The following is a 16,458-nucleotide window of genomic DNA, read 5'->3' as shown; positions in this document are numbered from 1 at the left end:
TGTCGTTTTCGCTGTCCCTGCACATAAGCCGCAAGACTACGGATTGCAATTCCGCGCATGGGTTTCGTCACCTGCGCAGCACCAGTCGCGCGCAAAGCCACATGCACAAGGTTGCCAAAGCCTCTTGTGGCAACCACTCAAGCACACGCGAGGAATCGCGGATCGGAAAATCATAGGTATAGAGCGCCAGCCCGTCGAGGTAACCTTCGGGCGCCGCGATCAGAAACGCCAGAGCATTGTTGGCCACATGCATTGCGATCGCAGGGCCCAGTGTTCCGGCGCGCGCGGTGATATCCGCGGCGGCCAGTCCGAACCCGATGGCCCACAGCACGATCAGCCAAGCATTGTCGCCATATGTGCGCACGTCGTAATGCAGAAGCCCGAAAAGAAGTGCCGGGGCACCCATCCAGATCAGCGGATTGCGCACAAGTGCGGCAAGGTGGCTTTGGAAATACCCGCGAAAGACCAACTCTTCGGCAGAGACCTGAACCAGAATGCCGCCCAGCGCCGGTAGAAGGAATATGACCCATTCTCCGAACGCGTGCTGACGGGTCAGGGCAAACCCTTCCCCGGCGGGAACCAAGACGAAGACGACGAGGAAAGCGGCCACGGCCAGGAAGACGCGCCTCCCCTGATCAAGGGTCAGTGGCGCAGGGCCGATCAAACCGGCAAGATGGCGTCCGTGAACGAGCCTCAGCACAATGGCCAGAGCCAAGATATACCCCGTAAAACTGAACAAAAGCAGCAACACGGCCTGCGCACTGCGCCCGTTGAGGACAGCGCCCATGGCCTCATCATCTCCTCCGGCAAACCCCAATGCGCCGATCAAAAAGCCGAGGACAAAGGCTGAAAGGATCATGCTGATCGGTGCCAGGAGAGCGACACCAAGGACAAGCCGGACGGGTGTTGTCTTTTCCCGCGCGGCGGCGATCAATGTTTCATAGGGGGCATATGACATGGCGCGACGATAGATCAGGGGTCGCGGGGCGACAATCACACTTAGCGTGGGAAACGGTGTACCGGGATGATCTTTTGGCTTTGATCTCGGGCTTGGGCGGGGGTATGCCTTCGGCCAAGCGGTCCCGTAGCTCAACTGGATAGAGCAGCTGACTTCTAATCAGCAGGTTCGGGGTTCGAGTCCTCGCGGGATCGCCAAAGCAACGCAACCAAGTTTGAGCATCATGACCCCCAGCCCGGCCACCGCCAAGATCATCCCGCCCGAAAAACCGCTGGAAGGGCAAGTCACGCTTCCGGGGTCGAAATCGGTCACGAATCGGGCGCTTCTGGTGGCCGCGCTCGCAAAAGGGCGCAGCCACCTGACCGGCATCCTGCGTAGCGACGACACCCGACACATGATGGCCGCGCTCAGGAGCATGGGCGTTGAGATCCTTGAGGTTGATGAAACCACCTTGGAGGTCACCGGCAATGGGCACCTCCAAGCGCCGGACGACCCGCTTTTCCTTGGCAATGCCGGCACCGCGGTGCGGTTTCTCACGGCAGCGGCGGCGTTGGTAGACGGTGCCGTGACGGTCACGGGTGACGCGCATATGCAAAAACGCCCGATCGCGCCGCTTGTTGACACACTGCGCGCGATGGGCGTCGATGCCGTCTCGGAGACCGGATGCCCCCCGGTGGTGATCAACGGCACCGGCCGGTTCAATGCGGGCGACATCGCGGTAAGTGGCGCACTTTCAAGCCAGTACATCTCGGCCATCATGATGCTGGCCGCCATGGGCCGCGAGGAAACCCGTATCCATATCGAAGGCGGCAAGATTGGCGCGGTAGGTTATCTTCATATCACTGCGGCAGTGATGCGGGCCTTCGGAGCCCGGGTTACGTTCCCGGCCTCGGACCGCATTGCGATAGAGCCGGGCGGATACAGGGCGGCCACCTATCAGATTGAGCCCGACGCGAGTGCCGCGACCTATCTTTGGGCCGCCGAAGCGTTAACCGGGGGGGATATCGATATCGGTGCCGCGCCGGACACTCTCAATCAGCCGGATGCGGCGGCGCATGCTGTGATTTCCGCGTTCCCCGACATGCCATCAGGCATAGACGGGTCACAGATGCAGGACGCCGTGCCCACCATTGCCGTCATGGCCGCGTTCAACAACACGCCGGTCCACTTCACCGGCATTGGCAATCTTCGGGTGAAGGAGTGCGACCGCGTCGAGGCCCTTCGTGATGGGCTGACGCGCATCCGGCCCGATCTTGCGAGTGTCGAGGGCGATGACCTGATTGTGCATTCCGATCCCTCTCTGCGCGGGCAAAGCCGCCCCTGCCGCATAGACAGCTATGCCGATCATCGCATGGCGATGTGCTTTGCTCTTGCCGGTCTTCTGGTTCGCGATATCACCATCGAGGATCCGATGTGCGTCTCAAAAACCTTTCCAGCCTATTGGGACGTCCTGCGCGACCTTGGCGTGGTCGTCGAGATGAACGGTTAAACTGTTTCTTCTTGAAGCCGAGACACCAGCAAATGATGAACCGCTTTTGGCATCCGCCCTCACGGTCGCCTAAGAGTGTCTCCGTAGCTTATCGTGGGTTCAAGAACGATGCGCACGGGATCGATTGCATCGGGATTGGCCACGCGATTTGCGATGATTTCGGCGGCTTTGACGCCGATCTCAAATCGGCATGCATCCATTGTCGCCAATTCACGCGGTAGCCCCTTGAGCAGATTGACACCGTTGAACCCGGCAAGACCCATCTGCCCCGGAATATCGACACCCTGCTCAAGCAACCACAAAAGACCGCCCGCGCCGATCAAATCATTGGAATAATAGAGGAAATCCAACTCTGGATCACGCTCTAAAATGGCCTGCGTCATCTCGCGCCCCTTGGCAAAAGCCGAGCCGCCGGTATAAAATTCCCGCTCGGCGATCTCAACTCCTGCCTTGGCCAGCACTTCGGTGAAGCCTTCGAATCGTTTGCGGGCACGGTGATCACGGGACATGGTGGTTCCCAAAAATCCGATATGGCCATATCCGGCCCGGAGTATCGCCTCGGCCATCTTTGCCCCGGCCCGCCGGTGCGAAATACCCACCACCGAGTCGACCGGCGTGCCGTCTACATCCATGATCTCGACCACCGGGATGCCCGATGCCTTGAGCATGGCGCGTGACGCCTCTGAGTGTTCGAGTCCGGCGATGATAACGCCGGAAGGCCGCCACGACAGCATTTCGTAGAGAACCTTTTCTTCTTTTTCGCGGCTGTATTCGGTCAAACCCACAACCGGTTGCAGCCCGGTTTCATCCAACGTCCGGCTGATCCCGGTCATCACCTCGGGAAAGACCATGTTCGACATCGACGGAATGATCACCGCGACAAGATTGACACGCTGACTTGCCAGTGCGCCGGCGATCTTATTCGGGACGTATCCAAGTTCCTTGGCCTTCTCCAGCACCCGTTCACGTGTGGTATCCGAGACATCGCCCCGATTGCGCAGCACGCGGCTTACGGTCATTTCCGACACGCCCGAAGCTTCGGAGACATCCCTGAGTGTAAGCGGCCGGTTTTCAGAACGTGTCACGTTGGAACGCTTTCGTTGTTTCGCATTCAAAATGTTATCGCGAACAGGGACACGAGATCAAGCGCCGTCGTATCGCGCCGAGTGGCTAAATCTGATCATGACAAACCGGGTTTTGCGCGCTATTGATCCGCGCGTGGCCCCGTGGCTCAACTGGATAGAGCAGCCCCCTCCTAAGGGGCAGGTTGCAGGTTCGAATCCTGCCGGGGTCGCCAAGAATACGTGAAAATACGGCGTGTTCTCAGGTGCTTGCGAAGACCGCTGTGGAAATTTGCGGCTAGAGCCGAAAGTTCGGACAAAACGTGTCGAACGTCATGCCATCTCATCCGAGTATATTCGGGTCAGGGCGCTCTGGACCTGTTGGCGGACTTCGTCGGTTGAGCGGGCAAGATGGTTGCTCAGAGTTTCGACGGCTTTTTCCGCGTCACGCGCGACAATAGCTTGCAGTAGGCTCGCATGTTCTTCCAGAGCTTCGCCATACCGCTCAGGAGATTCTAGGTTAATCTTTCGAACGAACCTGATCCGGTCGTTGATGTTCCGAAGATATTTCAATCTTTGCGAATTACCGGCCAAAGCGGCCATTTCAAGATGAAACTCCTCGTCGGAGACAACAAGATCGCCCAGTTTCATGCGTTCACTCTGAGCCAGATCGGCGCGCCATTTTTCGACAAACAGATTAAGCTCGGCCTCTGCTGCGACCTGCAAGAGCGTTTTGAGTGCGCCGATCTCGAGGTCGAGGCGCACATCATAGAGATCGGTAATTTCACTAACACTTAACCTGCGACAGAAGAAGCCGCGCCCGGGCTCAAAACTCACCATCCCGTCTGCGGTTAAGCGATTGAGCGCCTCTCGTATGGGAGCGCGACTCATCGAGAGGTCGGCCGCGATTTCCGACTCGTTCAGCCGCGAGCCCGGCTTCACGTCGAAGGCAACCAGTTTGTCACGTAGCCGCTCATACGCGGTATCAACTGTATTCACAGTTCCCCGGGTCATGCCCCCCCTCCATCTAAGGTAGGTACATAGTTGACAGGATGTTTCGTGGTCGTCAATCTGGTCGTCAGGATTGTCGACAAACTGGCCGACAAAAATTGACGATAACGCAGATGACTGGGAGATTGAGATGACGATGGCCGAGAATGCACCAGCAAGCGCAAGCCTGACGGAAGAAGAAGTCAGGCAATACCAGGAGAAGGGTTGGGTCGTTCCAAAGTGGGAAATCCCACAGGATCTGATCGCCGAGATGCGTCAGGAATACGAGGCTCTTCTGGAGCGCAATCCACATGTAGAATCGGACATCATACTTGCGCCGCATCAGACAAATGGTGGTTCGATGGGCATCAAAGGTTCGGAAAAGTGGTTGGAATTCGCCAGTCAACCCGAGCTGATGGCGATCGCGCGGCAACTGATTGGTGATGACATCATTCTTTGGGGCACGACACTTTTCGGAAAGCCCCCGCATAACGGAAAAGAGACCCCTTGGCATCAGGACGGCGGATACTATCCCATCCGGCCGCTGGAAACGCTGACCATGTGGATTCCGCTGGACGACGTGACGCCCGATAACGGCCCGATGAAATTCATCCCCGGGTCGCACAGAGCCCATGAGCTTTTCAGTCATTCGTGGAAAGATGGGAAGGACAAGACAATCAACCTTGTGACCGACTCCGAACATTTCGATGAAGCCCAAGCCGAGCCGCTGATCATCCGGGCAGGCCAAGTGTCATTTCACGACGTCTACATGATCCACGGGTCCAGTGCGAACCGAACCGACAAACGGCGCGCGGCCTTCATCGTGCGCTTCATGCCGGCAACGTCGCTATACGATCACGCTCTTGGCGCGGAGATCGGCAAGAAACACCCCGCGCAAGGCTACGGGGTGCGGCCACTGTACTTGGTCAGTGGTCAGGACAGGGCCGGAAACAACTTTTCTATAGGCCATGACTAGAGCATCGGGGTGCGGTCGCCCGGCCTGACAGCGACCAAGCGAAGGGGTCGGCGAAAGGCAGTTGCTGGCGCGGTCCTGATGTCGGGGAGGCGCCACGCTACAAACGCTTAAAAGATGGAAGTGCCATGCCAATTGCCGAGGCCAAGCTTACGTCAGTCCGTGCCGCGCAGTTTTCGCAACACCAGGTCGCAGGCATCTGTCCAGGCGTCGGGCACACCATTTCGCTCAATGCTGCGAAGGCCGGTTTCGGTGATCCCGCCGGGTGTGCAGAGGCTCGCAAGGATGTCGTCCATCGGTGCGTTCTGTTCGCCCTGTATCCGCCCCGAGGCGACGAACGTCCGGGCCATCAACTGCCGGGCTACCACAGGATCAAGACCATTCCGCGCGCCCCATTCGGCACCCGTTCGGATAAGGGCCTGTGCCCAACCGTAGACCGCCGCGCTTACTGTGGCCGCCTCGAACTGGTCTTCCGAGTCGAGCGCAATGACAGTGCCTATGGCCTCAAGGAACGATCGGCACTCTGGCAGCATCGGATAGACGATCGTGGGGCTGGCGCCGAGTTCGGACGCGGTGATCGGCATGATACGCACCACCCTTGCGGGCCCCGCACCAAGGGCCAACCGCTCGATCGTTACACCTGCACAGGCGGACATGATGACGTGCTCTGCGCGCCAAGGCAGGCCGTTGATGACATCGGCCGCATCCGCGGGGCGGACAGCAAGCAGGACCACGTCACTTTCTGCGACGAGGGAGGCATTATCAGTGGCGAGGTTGAACCCGTGTTGAGCCGCAAGATCCGGGCCGTGGCCGCGGGGAGACAGGCAAATCGTGTGTGGCGCCACTCCTGCGTGCAGAAGCCCTTTCAATACCGAACTTGCGAGATGTCCAACTCCGATTATGCCAAGTTTCATTCCGCTGACCGCCTTTCATTTCCATGTGCAGTGCCGCTTAAGCCGGATTCACATTTGTCTACTTCGACCAAGCTGATAGGGTTTTCAAAGCGTTATTTCCACCATTTCGTCTGCTTGGCCACTTTACCCTCTCAAACAACGGAGGCGCTCTGTGACACATCACTTAATGCTCACCGCTCCTGAAATGCGGCCCGGAAGCTTGCTTCTTGAGGAGGGGCGACGCCTTGCCGGTGATTGGACACTCGGGCCGTGTCTCTTTCTCGAGACCGAAGGGGTGGCATCGGAGGCCGAGTACAAGCGCCAAAAAGCATCCGAAGGGCGCATCATGCAGCATGCCCATATCGGCTTTCGCAGCATCGAACGAACCGTCGGGGCGATAACGCAGCTGCACGAAGCCGCACTGAAGCGTGATGTTCGGATCGACCGGTTTGGCATCACGCTCGATTGGTCGATGGGTTACCCTCCCGAACAACGCAAGGGTGCAGGGCGCGGCACGGGGATCGTGTTGACGGAACCGGAAGATTTTGCCCGGATTACCAACGCCAGCCCGGCCGCCGCGCATTTCGGGGATTTCATGCTGGGCCTGCCAGGGGCACTGTCCAACGTGCAGGCCGCACTTGCAGCCGGAGTGACGTCGATTGGCAATCTTGGTCAGTATTTCACCTTCCGCCTTCCCTATTGGGACGACGACGTAGCCACAACCGAGGCCACCGTAACGGCGCTTGGTCTTATCGCTGCGCAAGATGCGGACATCTTGGTTCATTCAAATCTTGATGATGGCTTCGCGGGTCTGTTTCTGGACATGACGAGTGCATTCGGCATGATGCTGATCGAGAAACACATTGTCGAAGATTTGATCGGTGCCAAGGCATCCTTTTGCTTCGGGCATCATTTCTCATCGCCGCTGACCCGTGCGGCGTTCCATGCAGCGCTTGCTCAGGAAGTCGACACGCCCGGCACGATGCTGTTCGGGAATACCGTATCCTATCGCGGGGCACCCGCGGCGAACTATGCAAGCTTGGCAAACTACCTTCTCGCCGATATCGGCGCGCTCATGCAGGCTCATACCGGTCACGCGGTTAATCCCGTGCCGGTAACCGAGAACCTGCGGATTCCGGACATTGACGAAATTCTGGATGCTCAGACCTTCGCCGCCAGACTGACAGAACACGCGGACGGTCATGCGGCGCTGACAGACCGCAGCAAGATCGAAGCCGTCGCCTCAAAGTTGGTACTTGGCGGGCGGCGATTTGCCGAAAGCGCGCTTGCGGGGCTTGGTGAACGCGGGATTGACACGCGGGATCCCGCCGCTCTCATGCTGGCGATCCGGCGACTAGGTGCAAAAAGAATGGAGGCGTTGTGGGGGCAAGGCACGCTTGGAACTGCGCGACGGGAGCCGCTTGTTCCCGCCGACTGGGCCGAGGAACTCGACAAGATGGCATCGGATTGGATTGATCAGGCCCGGGTGAGTGATACGACGCTTGAAACCGTGCAAGTGGTCATCGGCACTACCGATGTGCATGAACACGGCGCCTATCTGGTCAGCCGGGCCTTGGAAGGTCTCAATGCCAAAGTCATTGACGCAGGTGTCGCCCTTGATGCCGAAGTGCTCGTAGAGCGGGCCTGTGACGCGCAAGCGGATGTCATCGCGATCAGCACCTATAACGGGATCGCACTTGGCTATGCCCGTGCGGTCATGGCCGAGTTGAAGCGACGCAGCCTGAACATCCCTGTCATAATCGGTGGCAAACTGAACCAGATTCCGGAGGACTCCAATTCTGATCTGCCGTTGGATGTGACTTCGGAGATTTCTGAAACCGGGGCGCTGCCTTGTGCAAGTCTGGATGACATGCTTGCCGTTCTGAAAGCGATGCCCGGTGCCAGCCGCAATCCAGCAGGTTCACTGTAACAGTCTCCAAATCACCTTGGGCTTAGATAGAAGCGGTGATTGCTTCACCTACGCCGCCCGCCTGCTCACAACCAGCAGTCGAAATAACCCTGTTCGAGCTTCGCAGCGCGGCGCCCTCTTCCAGCGGATCGTGATCGGCGCGATCATGAGGCATTTTGAGGCCCCCTGAGCGTTAGAGGTTCTTGTTTCACCAGTGCGGGTGGTTAGCACTCCTGTTGGGCAACATTCTTCGCCACCGATGCATCAGTCCTGCGCGCCCAGAATCCGTGTGAGATTCGAGAATTTGGCGATCAGGCTGAACACCGCAATGTTGATCAGCAGAAAGACCACCGCGATAGAGGCGATCACCGGCGTATAACCATAGCGTAATGCATTGAAAATTTTGATCGGCAGCGTCTCGACCGTGAAACCAACGGTCATCAAAGCGATAATGTATTCATTAAGGCTCAGCACGAAACAGAAGGCAAACCCTGCGAAGGCGAAGGGTGCGGCAATCGGCAGGATCACAGTGCGGAACACCACCGCGTTGCTCGCGCCGAGAGTCTGACTGGCCTCGATCAGGGATCTATCCACGCTTTCGAGTCCCAGAGAGATCGTGACCAGCGGCAGCGCCAACAGAAAAATTGCGTGCGCGATGATCACGTTGATCATCAGCCCATGCATGCCCACGTTGGTAAAAAGCAGCAGAAAGCCCAGCGCCATGATGACGGGCGGCAGGATGAAAGGCGCGATCCCAAGTGCAAAGAGCGCGCGCGCATAACGCAGCCCGAACCGCCAGGCGATATACGCCACTGGCGTCGCGATGAGCACCGCCAACGTCGCCGAGGCGAACGCGATGATCAACGAGTTGAGCAACGCGCCGGACCAGCCGCTATCGAGGAAAATCTCTGCATACCAGCGAAAGGAGAAGCCGCGCGGCGGGAAGGCAAGAAACCTCTTTTCGTTAAACGATACCGCAGTGATCACGATGATCGGACCGATCAGGTACAGTGCGAATATCAGCAGGTAGAGACGTCGAAGAAAGGTCATGACCGCCCCCCCGAAAATTTCGTGACCGCCACGATCACGCCGCCGCTGATGATCAGCAGCACAACCGCCAACGCCGAGGCAAAGGGCATGTTGAAATTGAAGATCGCCTGATCCGTGATCAGCACCGACAAGGTCCAGTGCTCGGGTTTGCCCAGCACTTGCGGGACGATGATCGCTCCTAGCGTCAGCACAAAGATGGTCACACCGCTTGAAATGATCGCGGGCCGCGTGACCGGAATCACCACGGTAAAGAACGTGCGCAGTGGCGAGGCACCCAGTGTGCGGGACGCCTCGGTCAGGCTGCGATCAAGGCGGCTGAGCGCGGGAAAGAGCAGCAGCACCGAGAACGGCACTGCGAGATAGACAAGCGCCGCCAGCACCGCCCCCGCCGAGGGTGTCATGGCAAAGCTGCTCTCGGCCAGACCGACCCAGGCCAGAATATTGCCGATGCCGCCAGTGCGCGACAGCAGGATTTGCCAACTGAAGGCGATCAGCACCTCGGAGAGTGACAGTTGTGCAAGGATATAAATCAGCCAGAGGGTTTGCGAACGGGGGCCGAACCGGGTGAGCATGTAGGTGAAGGGATAGGCGATCAGCAGGCTCAAAAGCGCGATCAACGCGCAAAGCCCCGCCGAAAAGAATGCCCGTTCGATATAGAACCAAGTCGCAAAGCGCTCAAAATGCACGAGGCTGAAGCCAAACTGATAATCGCCTTCATCGCTGGGCACCGAAACGCTGGTCAGGATGATCAACACAAAAGGCACCAAGAAAAAGACGCCGATCATGACCGACGATGGAATAAGACCGATGGACCGGGTAAAGCTGTTGCCCTGTTGCATGCCCCTGCCCCCGTTCAGGCCGGTAGCACGGTGCAGGCTTCGGCGGGCATTTCCACCGTCACCGCATCACCGATCCGCACATCCGGCCAATCCTTTGGCGTAAGCACCGAGATCACTTCGTGCCCATCGCAATCGACCAGAATCTCGATGGTCGCGCCGATGTCACGCACGAAACTGACCGTGCCGTGCACCGCGTTTTCGGGCACGCCCGCATCTGTCGGGCGCACGAACACCTCTTCTGGACGGGTCATCAGGAGAATGTCTTGGTCCGCCCCCGTGCCCGCGCCCACTACATGACCCACCTTCAGCTCGGTTTCGCCAACGCGCACCATGTCTTTGCCAGCCATTCGAGCAGGTAACAGGTTGCTTGTGCCGATGAACCCGGCCACGAACTTGTCCACCGGTTTTTTGTAGATATCCATCGGAGTTCCGGTCTGAAGCACCTTGGCATTGCCCATCACCACGATCTCGTCGGCGATCGTCATCGCCTCGGTCTGGTCATGGGTGACGACGACCGTGGTGATGCCCAATTCCTGTTGCAACTTGCGCAGCTCAATCTGCATCGCCTCGCGCAGGTTGGCGTCCAGCGCCGACATCGGTTCATCCAGCAGAAAGACCTGCGGATTGATCGCCAGCGCCCGCGCGATCGCCACGCGCTGTCGTTGTCCGCCCGACAACTGGGAAATGCGCCGGTCTTCGACGCCGGGCAGATGCATCATATCCAGCAATTCACGCGCGCGATCTTCGCGGTCCGACCGCGAATGGCCGCGGATACGCATGGAGTAGGTGATATTCTCTCCCACGCTCAGATGCGGGAACAGGGCGAAAGATTGGAACACCATACCGATATCGCGCTGATGGACCGGAACGCGCGTCAGGTCGCACCCTTCGAGACTGATCTTGCCGGTGGTCGGCACCTCTAGTCCGGCGATCATCCGCAAGAGCGTGGTCTTCCCGCACCCTGAAGGGCCCAGAAAGCAGGTCATCTCACCGGTCTTGAAATGCAGGTTCACGTCCTCGACGGCGGTGATATTGTCGAACTTCTTGGTGACGCCCTCGATGGTCAGACCTGACATGCGCGGCCTCCTGCCGGATTGAAGCAGGCCCGCCCCTTGTCACAAGGCGGGCCAGAGTGTCGTTGCAGGTTATCAGCCCGAGATAACTTTGTTCCAAGTGTCCGAAATCCAGTCCGCGTGGTCGCGGTAGATGTCATAGCGCGGGATGATCGGCTCTTTGGGGCTGCTAACGGCCGCCAGCTCAGCCTCGCTCAGGTCGGTCAATGCGGGATCGACGACCGGGGCCGTTCCAACCTTACGAGCAAGCAGCGCCTGCGTTTCGGGGGCGGTCATGAAGTTGATGAACTCGTGGACCTCATCCAGCGGTTTTACATGCTCTGGCACGATCCAGTAGCCGCTGTCCAGGATGCCACCCTCCTTTGGGAAGGTCGACACAACCGGGAACCCCTCGGCGGCGGCAAGCCCCGCGACGTCATGGTAATACTGGCCCATCGGGATTTCGCCATCCTGCAACGCCTGCTGGAAAGCGCCCTCGTCCTTATACCACAGGCGCACGTTGGGCACCATTTCTGCCATTTTGTCGAAGCATTGTTGAATGCCGTCCTTGGTGCTGAGGATATCAGTACCACCAAAGAAGGTGGCTGCGGTCACTTCCAGCATGAACGAGTTGGTCGCGAGGCCAAGCACACCGATCTGATCCTTGTACTGTTCGTCCCACAGAGCGGCCCAACTGGTCGGGGCCTCGGGAATCTCGTCCGAATTGGTGACCAGCGTGATGTACCACGACAGGGCGCCGACACCGTAGAGGCCACCATCCTCGTAGCGATCCTGAAACCGACCGTTGAGGTTAGCGAGGTTCGGGATCTTGGACTCGTCCATCGGGCGGAATACCTTTTGCCGCCCGCCTTCGTTGCGTGGCGTGCCCGCCATCAGAGATACGTCGGCAGGCGCGACGCCCGCACGGGCGGCGTTCTTGATCTGCACCAGCCAGGTTTCGCCCGTGGGTACGGCCATCGAATTGACCTCGATCCCGGTCGCGGCCGTGAATTCGGGAAAGATGAACTCCTTGAAGCTTTCCTCGAAGAATCCGCCATAGGTGCCGACCTTGATCGGCTCGCCCGCGGCGCGCAAGATCGACGGCGCGCTCAGCGCTGTCGCACCGGAGGCGGCGGCGGTGCCCAAAAAGTGACGACGTGTGAAGGTGGTTTTCATTTTTTCTCTCCTTGTTGGAATTGGTCAGGCCCAGACCTTGGGCAGGACGCAAAGCATTTCATAGAGCAGGTTCGCCCCGATCATAGCAGTGGCCCCGGTGGTATCGTAGGGCGGCGACACTTCGACCAGATCACAGCCCACCAAATTCATACCCTTGCAACCGCGCACGATCTCGAGCGCCTGCATGGTAGTCAGCCCACCTATTTCCATGGTCCCCGTTCCAGGAGCGAAGGCGGGATCGAGGCTGTCGATATCATAAGTCAGGTAGACCGGTGTGTCGCCAATACGGGCGCGAATATCGTCCATCAGCGGCGTCATGGATTTGTGCCAGCACGCCTCGGCCGGGACCACAGTAAAACCTTGATTGCGGCCCCAGTCGAAATCATCCGGCGCATAACCGGTGCCACGCAGACCTATCTGAAACACCTTGTCGGTCTGAAGAAGACCATCATCGACGGCGCGCCGGAAGGGAGTGCCGTGGGCAATCTTTTCTCCGAACATCTCGTCATTCGTGTCGGCATGGGCGTCGATCTGAATCAGCGCGACCGGGCCGTGCTTGCGCGCGATGCTGCGCAAAACAGGATAAGTCAGTGTGTGATCGCCCCCTAGCGTCAGCGGCACCGTGTCATGTTGTAGGATCTGATCGTAAGCGGCGGTGATGATATCCACCGTCTTCTTCAGATCAAAGGTGTTGATCGCCACATCGCCGATATCGGCTACTTGCATTTTTGCAAAAGGCGCGGCGCCGGTGGCCATGTTGAAGGGGCGCATCATGCAACTTTCGGCGCGGATCGCACGGGGGCCGTGGCGTGTGCCCGACCGGTTCGACACGCCGATATCCATCGGAATGCCAACAAAACAGGCGTCCAGCCCCTCGGCCGAACTTTGCGATGGCAACCGCATCATCGTGCTCTCGCCGCCGAACCGGGGCATCTCGTTGCCGCCAAGCGGCTGATTGTAGCGGGGCGGGCTGCTATCGTCAGACATCTGTCACTCCAATTGGCCCCACATCGGGGCTGACCGCACAGACCCTAGAGGAACCTACCCGGCGCAAGAATATCGATTGCTCAAATGTTACATTTGCATTTCCCAATGTAACATCACGCATAGCAATCTTGCATGGCTTGCCAAAACAGGTCGATCACCTTTGGCGCCGCGCCGGATCGACGGATCAGCTGCATTTGGCAGCCGAAATTATTCTTGTCGAACGCCATGCGGCGCAACCGTCCCTCAGCCTCGAACGGTGCGGCCAGATGTTCGGGCAAAAGGCCCAGATAGCCGCCGCTGAGCACCATGATCAACTGGGACTCGATCTGCTGCACGATGCGGTCTTCATCTGACAGGGCAAAAGACTTTTGGCGTTGCTGACTCCAGTATCCGCGATGCACCCACGGCGCCCCCTCGATCCGGGCATCATCCAGATCGGCATCCGCGCGGGTAAAGAACGGATGTTCCCGCGCGCAATAGAGCGCATGTGGCTCCACATAGAGGTCGACCACATGCAGCCCGTTCACCATGTTGTCAAAGCTGCCGAAGCCGATGTGACAACTGCCATCCAGTAGTCCGACCATGATATCCTGTGGATTGGAGATAGACAGATTAATACGCACCGCCGGCGCCGCTTCGGTGAAGCGGCGGATCGCCTCGGGCAATTTGCAATCGGCGTCTGTGGTTATAGCATCCACCATTGCGATGTTGAGATGTCCAACCAACTTACCCTTCAGCTCGGCCAGATGCGCACCATGGGTGTTCAGGCCGTCCAGAAGCCCCTTGCCAATCTCATGCACCATCCGGCCTTTCTCGGTCAGCATGAAACCGCGCCGCCCGCGCTGACAGAGCTTGACGCCCAGCCGCTCTTCGAGCGCGGTGATATGATTTGAAATTGTGGGCTGACTGAGGCCCAACTCGACTTGGGCCGCGGAAAACCCATTGTTGCGCACGACACTGTCGAAAACACTCAGCAGATGGATATCGGAACCAGTCAACTTCATCGATTCATTGAGATCAACAAATGTATCGAATTGCAATGACGTATATGCCTGCATGCTCGGTGGGTCTAGACTGCGCCAAAACCCTGCCCGCAAAGGACCCTTCCGATGACCGAAATGCCCCCATCCCGGATGATGGCCGCGATCTGCGATGGACCCGGCGCGGCGCTGACGCTGCGCGAGGTTGACACACCGAAACCCGGCCCCGGCGAGGTGCTCGTTCGGCTGGAGGGCTGCGGTATGTGCCATTCGGACCTGCACTTGCGCGACGGGCAGGAAAACCTGCCTGATGAAGCCTATCCCGTCATCTTTGGCCACGAGGGGATCGGTCGGGTCGTGCAAGTCGGGCCGGACACGCCGGATGCGCCCGCGGTCGGCAGGCGAGTGGGACTACCATGGCTCTATGATACCTGCCTTGCCTGTAAACCCTGTCGGAGCGGCTGGGAGACATTTTGCACGGGCCAGACGGCACGCGGCGTGCAGCACAACGGCGCCTTTGCCGAATATGCGCTGTCTCCCACTGCTTTTACCATTCCCATCCCCGAGGCCATTGATCCGGTCAAGGGCGCGCCGCTGCTCTGCGCCGGGCTTACGGCATGGTCCGCTTTGGCACGGGCCGAGGTCACGCCCGGCCAACACGTGCTGATCATCGGCGCGGGTGGGCTCGGGCAGTATGGCGTGATGATCGCCAAGGCGCGCGGCGCGCGGGTCTTTGTGGTGGATACCGACCCGGACAAGCTTGCAACAGCGATGACGCTGGGCGCGGATCACGCGATCGAAGCCGGGCCCAACGCAGGCGCGGCGGTCAAGGCCTTGGGCGGCGCGGATGTCACAGTCAACTTCGCGCCCAGCCCTGCCGTGTGGGACACCATTCGCGATGCGGTAAACCCGGTGAGCGCGGTTGTCGCCGTGGCGATGGTCCACACCCCGGTGGACCTTTCGATGATGTGGCTGATCGACGGCGGGCACCGCGTCTTCGGCTCTTCGGTGGGGACGCGGCAGCAAATGATCGACTTTCTCGATTTCGCCGCGCTTCATCCACTCCCGATCGAGGTTCAGGCCTTGCCGCTCGCAGACGTGAACACCGCGCTCGACCAGCTCAAGCGCGGCGAGGTTGCCGGACGGCTCTGTATTGACTTTGCGCTATGACGGCGCGGGAGGCGGCAACTTGAAACTCGCCATTTTTCAGATGTCCGCGATTGGAAATGATGCGATGCGCCCGGACCGAATCGAAGCCGCGATGCAGGAGGCCGCGCAAAACGGCGCGACATTGCTGGTGGCGCCCGAACTGGCGCTTTCTGGCTATGGGCGCGGTGCGGCCTTTGCGGCCAGCGCACAAACGGCGCGAGGCGACTGGGCCGAACGGCTGACTGCGACCGCACGGCGCCTTGGCATCAGCCTGATCGTGGGCTTTCCCGAGACGCGGGGCGACAACCGTCACATCAGCGCGCTGATCGTAGACGCACAGGGCACCGCGCCAGCCTCGATCTATCGCAAGGCATGTCTCTATGGTGATTATGAAAAGCAGCATTTTCACGGCCCCGGCCCCTCGACGGTGATCGTCGATCTGGCCGGGCTGCGGGTTGGGGTGCTGATCTGCTACGATATCGAGTTTCCGGAGAATGCCCGCCGCCTCGCCCACGCCGGGGCGCAATTGATCGCGGTGCCTACGGCGCTGCCTCGTGGTGCGTCCGGCGCGTTCATTTCGACCCATGTGATCCGCACGCGCGCGTTTGAAAACCAAGTGTTCGTGGCCTATGCCAACCACGCCGACAGCGACGACACCTTTACCTATCAGGGCTGTTCGTCCATCGCGGCCCCCGACGGTGCTCTGCTCACTGCTGCACCCGAAACCGGCGACGCGCTCCTTTATGCCGAAATCGCACCACAAGACTATGCTGACAGCCGCGCCGAGAACCCCTATCTGAGCGATGCGGAGGAGATCGGCCTGAGGATGTGAGGAAAATGGCGCAATGCACTGCGATTGCGATTAACATACTCTCTTTGACGGGGAGCGCGAAGGTGAAAGGCTGGTCAGGCACATTCTGACTGCGCTGGCGACCGGCGGATGAGCATATTG

15 protein-coding genes and 2 tRNA genes are annotated in these 16,458 nt (G+C 59.3%); 7 read left to right on the top strand and 10 right to left on the bottom strand.

What is annotated here, in order from left to right:
* Positions 1-67: 67 nt before the first annotated feature.
* Entirely contained in the window at positions 68-958 is an 891-nt protein-coding gene (locus tag V8359_RS15660; RefSeq protein ID WP_336430006.1) for a CPBP family intramembrane glutamic endopeptidase, read from the bottom strand.
* Positions 959-1,078: 120 nt separating this feature from the next.
* On the opposite strand from V8359_RS15660, the gene V8359_RS15655 reads away from it, so the two are divergent.
* Positions 1,079-1,155 (top strand) — tRNA-Arg (locus V8359_RS15655).
* Between the two features lie 26 nt (positions 1,156-1,181).
* Complete coding sequence (locus V8359_RS15650; protein WP_336430005.1) at positions 1,182-2,447, top strand: 3-phosphoshikimate 1-carboxyvinyltransferase; 1,266 nt, start codon at positions 1,182-1,184, stop codon at positions 2,445-2,447.
* Between the two features lie 59 nt (positions 2,448-2,506).
* Here the strand turns inward: V8359_RS15650 and V8359_RS15645 are convergent, their stop codons facing one another.
* Entirely contained in the window at positions 2,507-3,532 is a 1,026-nt protein-coding gene (locus tag V8359_RS15645) for a LacI family DNA-binding transcriptional regulator (protein ID WP_336430004.1), read from the bottom strand.
* Positions 3,533-3,667: 135 nt separating this feature from the next.
* On the opposite strand from V8359_RS15645, the gene V8359_RS15640 reads away from it, so the two are divergent.
* Positions 3,668-3,744, top strand: a tRNA-Arg gene (locus V8359_RS15640).
* Between the two features lie 97 nt (positions 3,745-3,841).
* Here V8359_RS15640 and V8359_RS15635 read toward each other — a convergent pair.
* The gene (locus V8359_RS15635) at positions 3,842-4,522 is read right to left on the bottom strand and encodes a GntR family transcriptional regulator (protein WP_336430003.1); all 681 of its coding nucleotides are present in this window, start codon (positions 4,520-4,522) and stop codon (positions 3,842-3,844) included.
* A gap of 127 nt (positions 4,523-4,649) precedes the next feature.
* Here V8359_RS15635 and V8359_RS15630 point away from each other — a divergent pair, with 127 nt between their 5' ends.
* On the top strand, positions 4,650-5,474 hold the full coding sequence (locus tag V8359_RS15630; protein ID WP_336430002.1) for a phytanoyl-CoA dioxygenase family protein: 825 nt from the start codon (positions 4,650-4,652) through the stop codon (positions 5,472-5,474).
* Positions 5,475-5,626: 152 nt separating this feature from the next.
* Here V8359_RS15630 and V8359_RS15625 read toward each other — a convergent pair whose 3' ends face one another.
* Positions 5,627-6,385: a pyrroline-5-carboxylate reductase family protein gene (locus V8359_RS15625; protein WP_336430001.1), complete on the bottom strand. Its 759-nt coding sequence runs from the start codon at positions 6,383-6,385 to the stop codon at positions 5,627-5,629.
* Between the two features lie 151 nt (positions 6,386-6,536).
* On the opposite strand from V8359_RS15625, the gene V8359_RS15620 reads away from it, so the two are divergent.
* On the top strand, positions 6,537-8,294 hold the full coding sequence (locus V8359_RS15620; protein ID WP_336429999.1) for a cobalamin-dependent protein: 1,758 nt from the start codon (positions 6,537-6,539) through the stop codon (positions 8,292-8,294).
* 243 nt (positions 8,295-8,537) lie between these two features.
* Here the strand turns inward: V8359_RS15620 and V8359_RS15615 are convergent, their stop codons facing one another.
* From V8359_RS15615 to V8359_RS15590, 6 genes are all read right to left on the bottom strand, one after another.
* Positions 8,538-9,323 carry an ABC transporter permease gene (locus V8359_RS15615; RefSeq protein ID WP_336429998.1) on the bottom strand — a complete coding sequence of 262 codons (786 nt, stop codon included), beginning with the start codon at positions 9,321-9,323 and terminating at the stop codon, positions 8,538-8,540.
* A complete protein-coding gene (locus tag V8359_RS15610) occupies positions 9,320-10,162 on the bottom strand; it encodes an ABC transporter permease (protein ID WP_336429997.1) in 843 nt (280 codons plus the stop codon). Before V8359_RS15610 ends, V8359_RS15615 begins: the two co-directional genes overlap by 4 nt.
* A 14-nt stretch (positions 10,163-10,176) precedes the next feature.
* Entirely contained in the window at positions 10,177-11,238 is a 1,062-nt protein-coding gene (locus V8359_RS15605; RefSeq protein WP_336429996.1) for an ABC transporter ATP-binding protein, read from the bottom strand.
* A gap of 72 nt (positions 11,239-11,310) precedes the next feature.
* Positions 11,311-12,390, bottom strand: a complete 1,080-nt coding sequence (locus V8359_RS15600; RefSeq protein ID WP_336429995.1) for an ABC transporter substrate-binding protein — start codon at positions 12,388-12,390, stop codon at positions 11,311-11,313.
* Between the two features lie 24 nt (positions 12,391-12,414).
* The gene (speB, locus tag V8359_RS15595) at positions 12,415-13,377 is read right to left on the bottom strand and encodes an agmatinase (protein WP_336429994.1); all 963 of its coding nucleotides are present in this window, start codon (positions 13,375-13,377) and stop codon (positions 12,415-12,417) included.
* Between the two features lie 113 nt (positions 13,378-13,490).
* Positions 13,491-14,375: a LysR family transcriptional regulator gene (locus V8359_RS15590; protein WP_336429993.1), complete on the bottom strand. Its 885-nt coding sequence runs from the start codon at positions 14,373-14,375 to the stop codon at positions 13,491-13,493.
* 111 nt (positions 14,376-14,486) lie between these two features.
* On the opposite strand from V8359_RS15590, the gene V8359_RS15585 reads away from it, so the two are divergent.
* The gene (locus V8359_RS15585) at positions 14,487-15,527 is read left to right on the top strand and encodes an alcohol dehydrogenase catalytic domain-containing protein (RefSeq protein WP_336429992.1); all 1,041 of its coding nucleotides are present in this window, start codon (positions 14,487-14,489) and stop codon (positions 15,525-15,527) included.
* A gap of 19 nt (positions 15,528-15,546) precedes the next feature.
* Complete coding sequence (locus V8359_RS15580) at positions 15,547-16,338, top strand: carbon-nitrogen hydrolase family protein (RefSeq protein ID WP_336429990.1); 792 nt, start codon at positions 15,547-15,549, stop codon at positions 16,336-16,338.
* Positions 16,339-16,458: the final 120 nt, after the last annotated feature.

It is taken from the genome of Roseovarius sp. E0-M6, assembly GCF_037083845.1.
Taxonomy (GTDB): domain Bacteria; phylum Pseudomonadota; class Alphaproteobacteria; order Rhodobacterales; family Rhodobacteraceae; genus Roseovarius.
The sequence above is the reverse complement of the archived record's forward strand: the minus strand, read 5'-3'. Positions and strand labels throughout refer to the sequence as shown.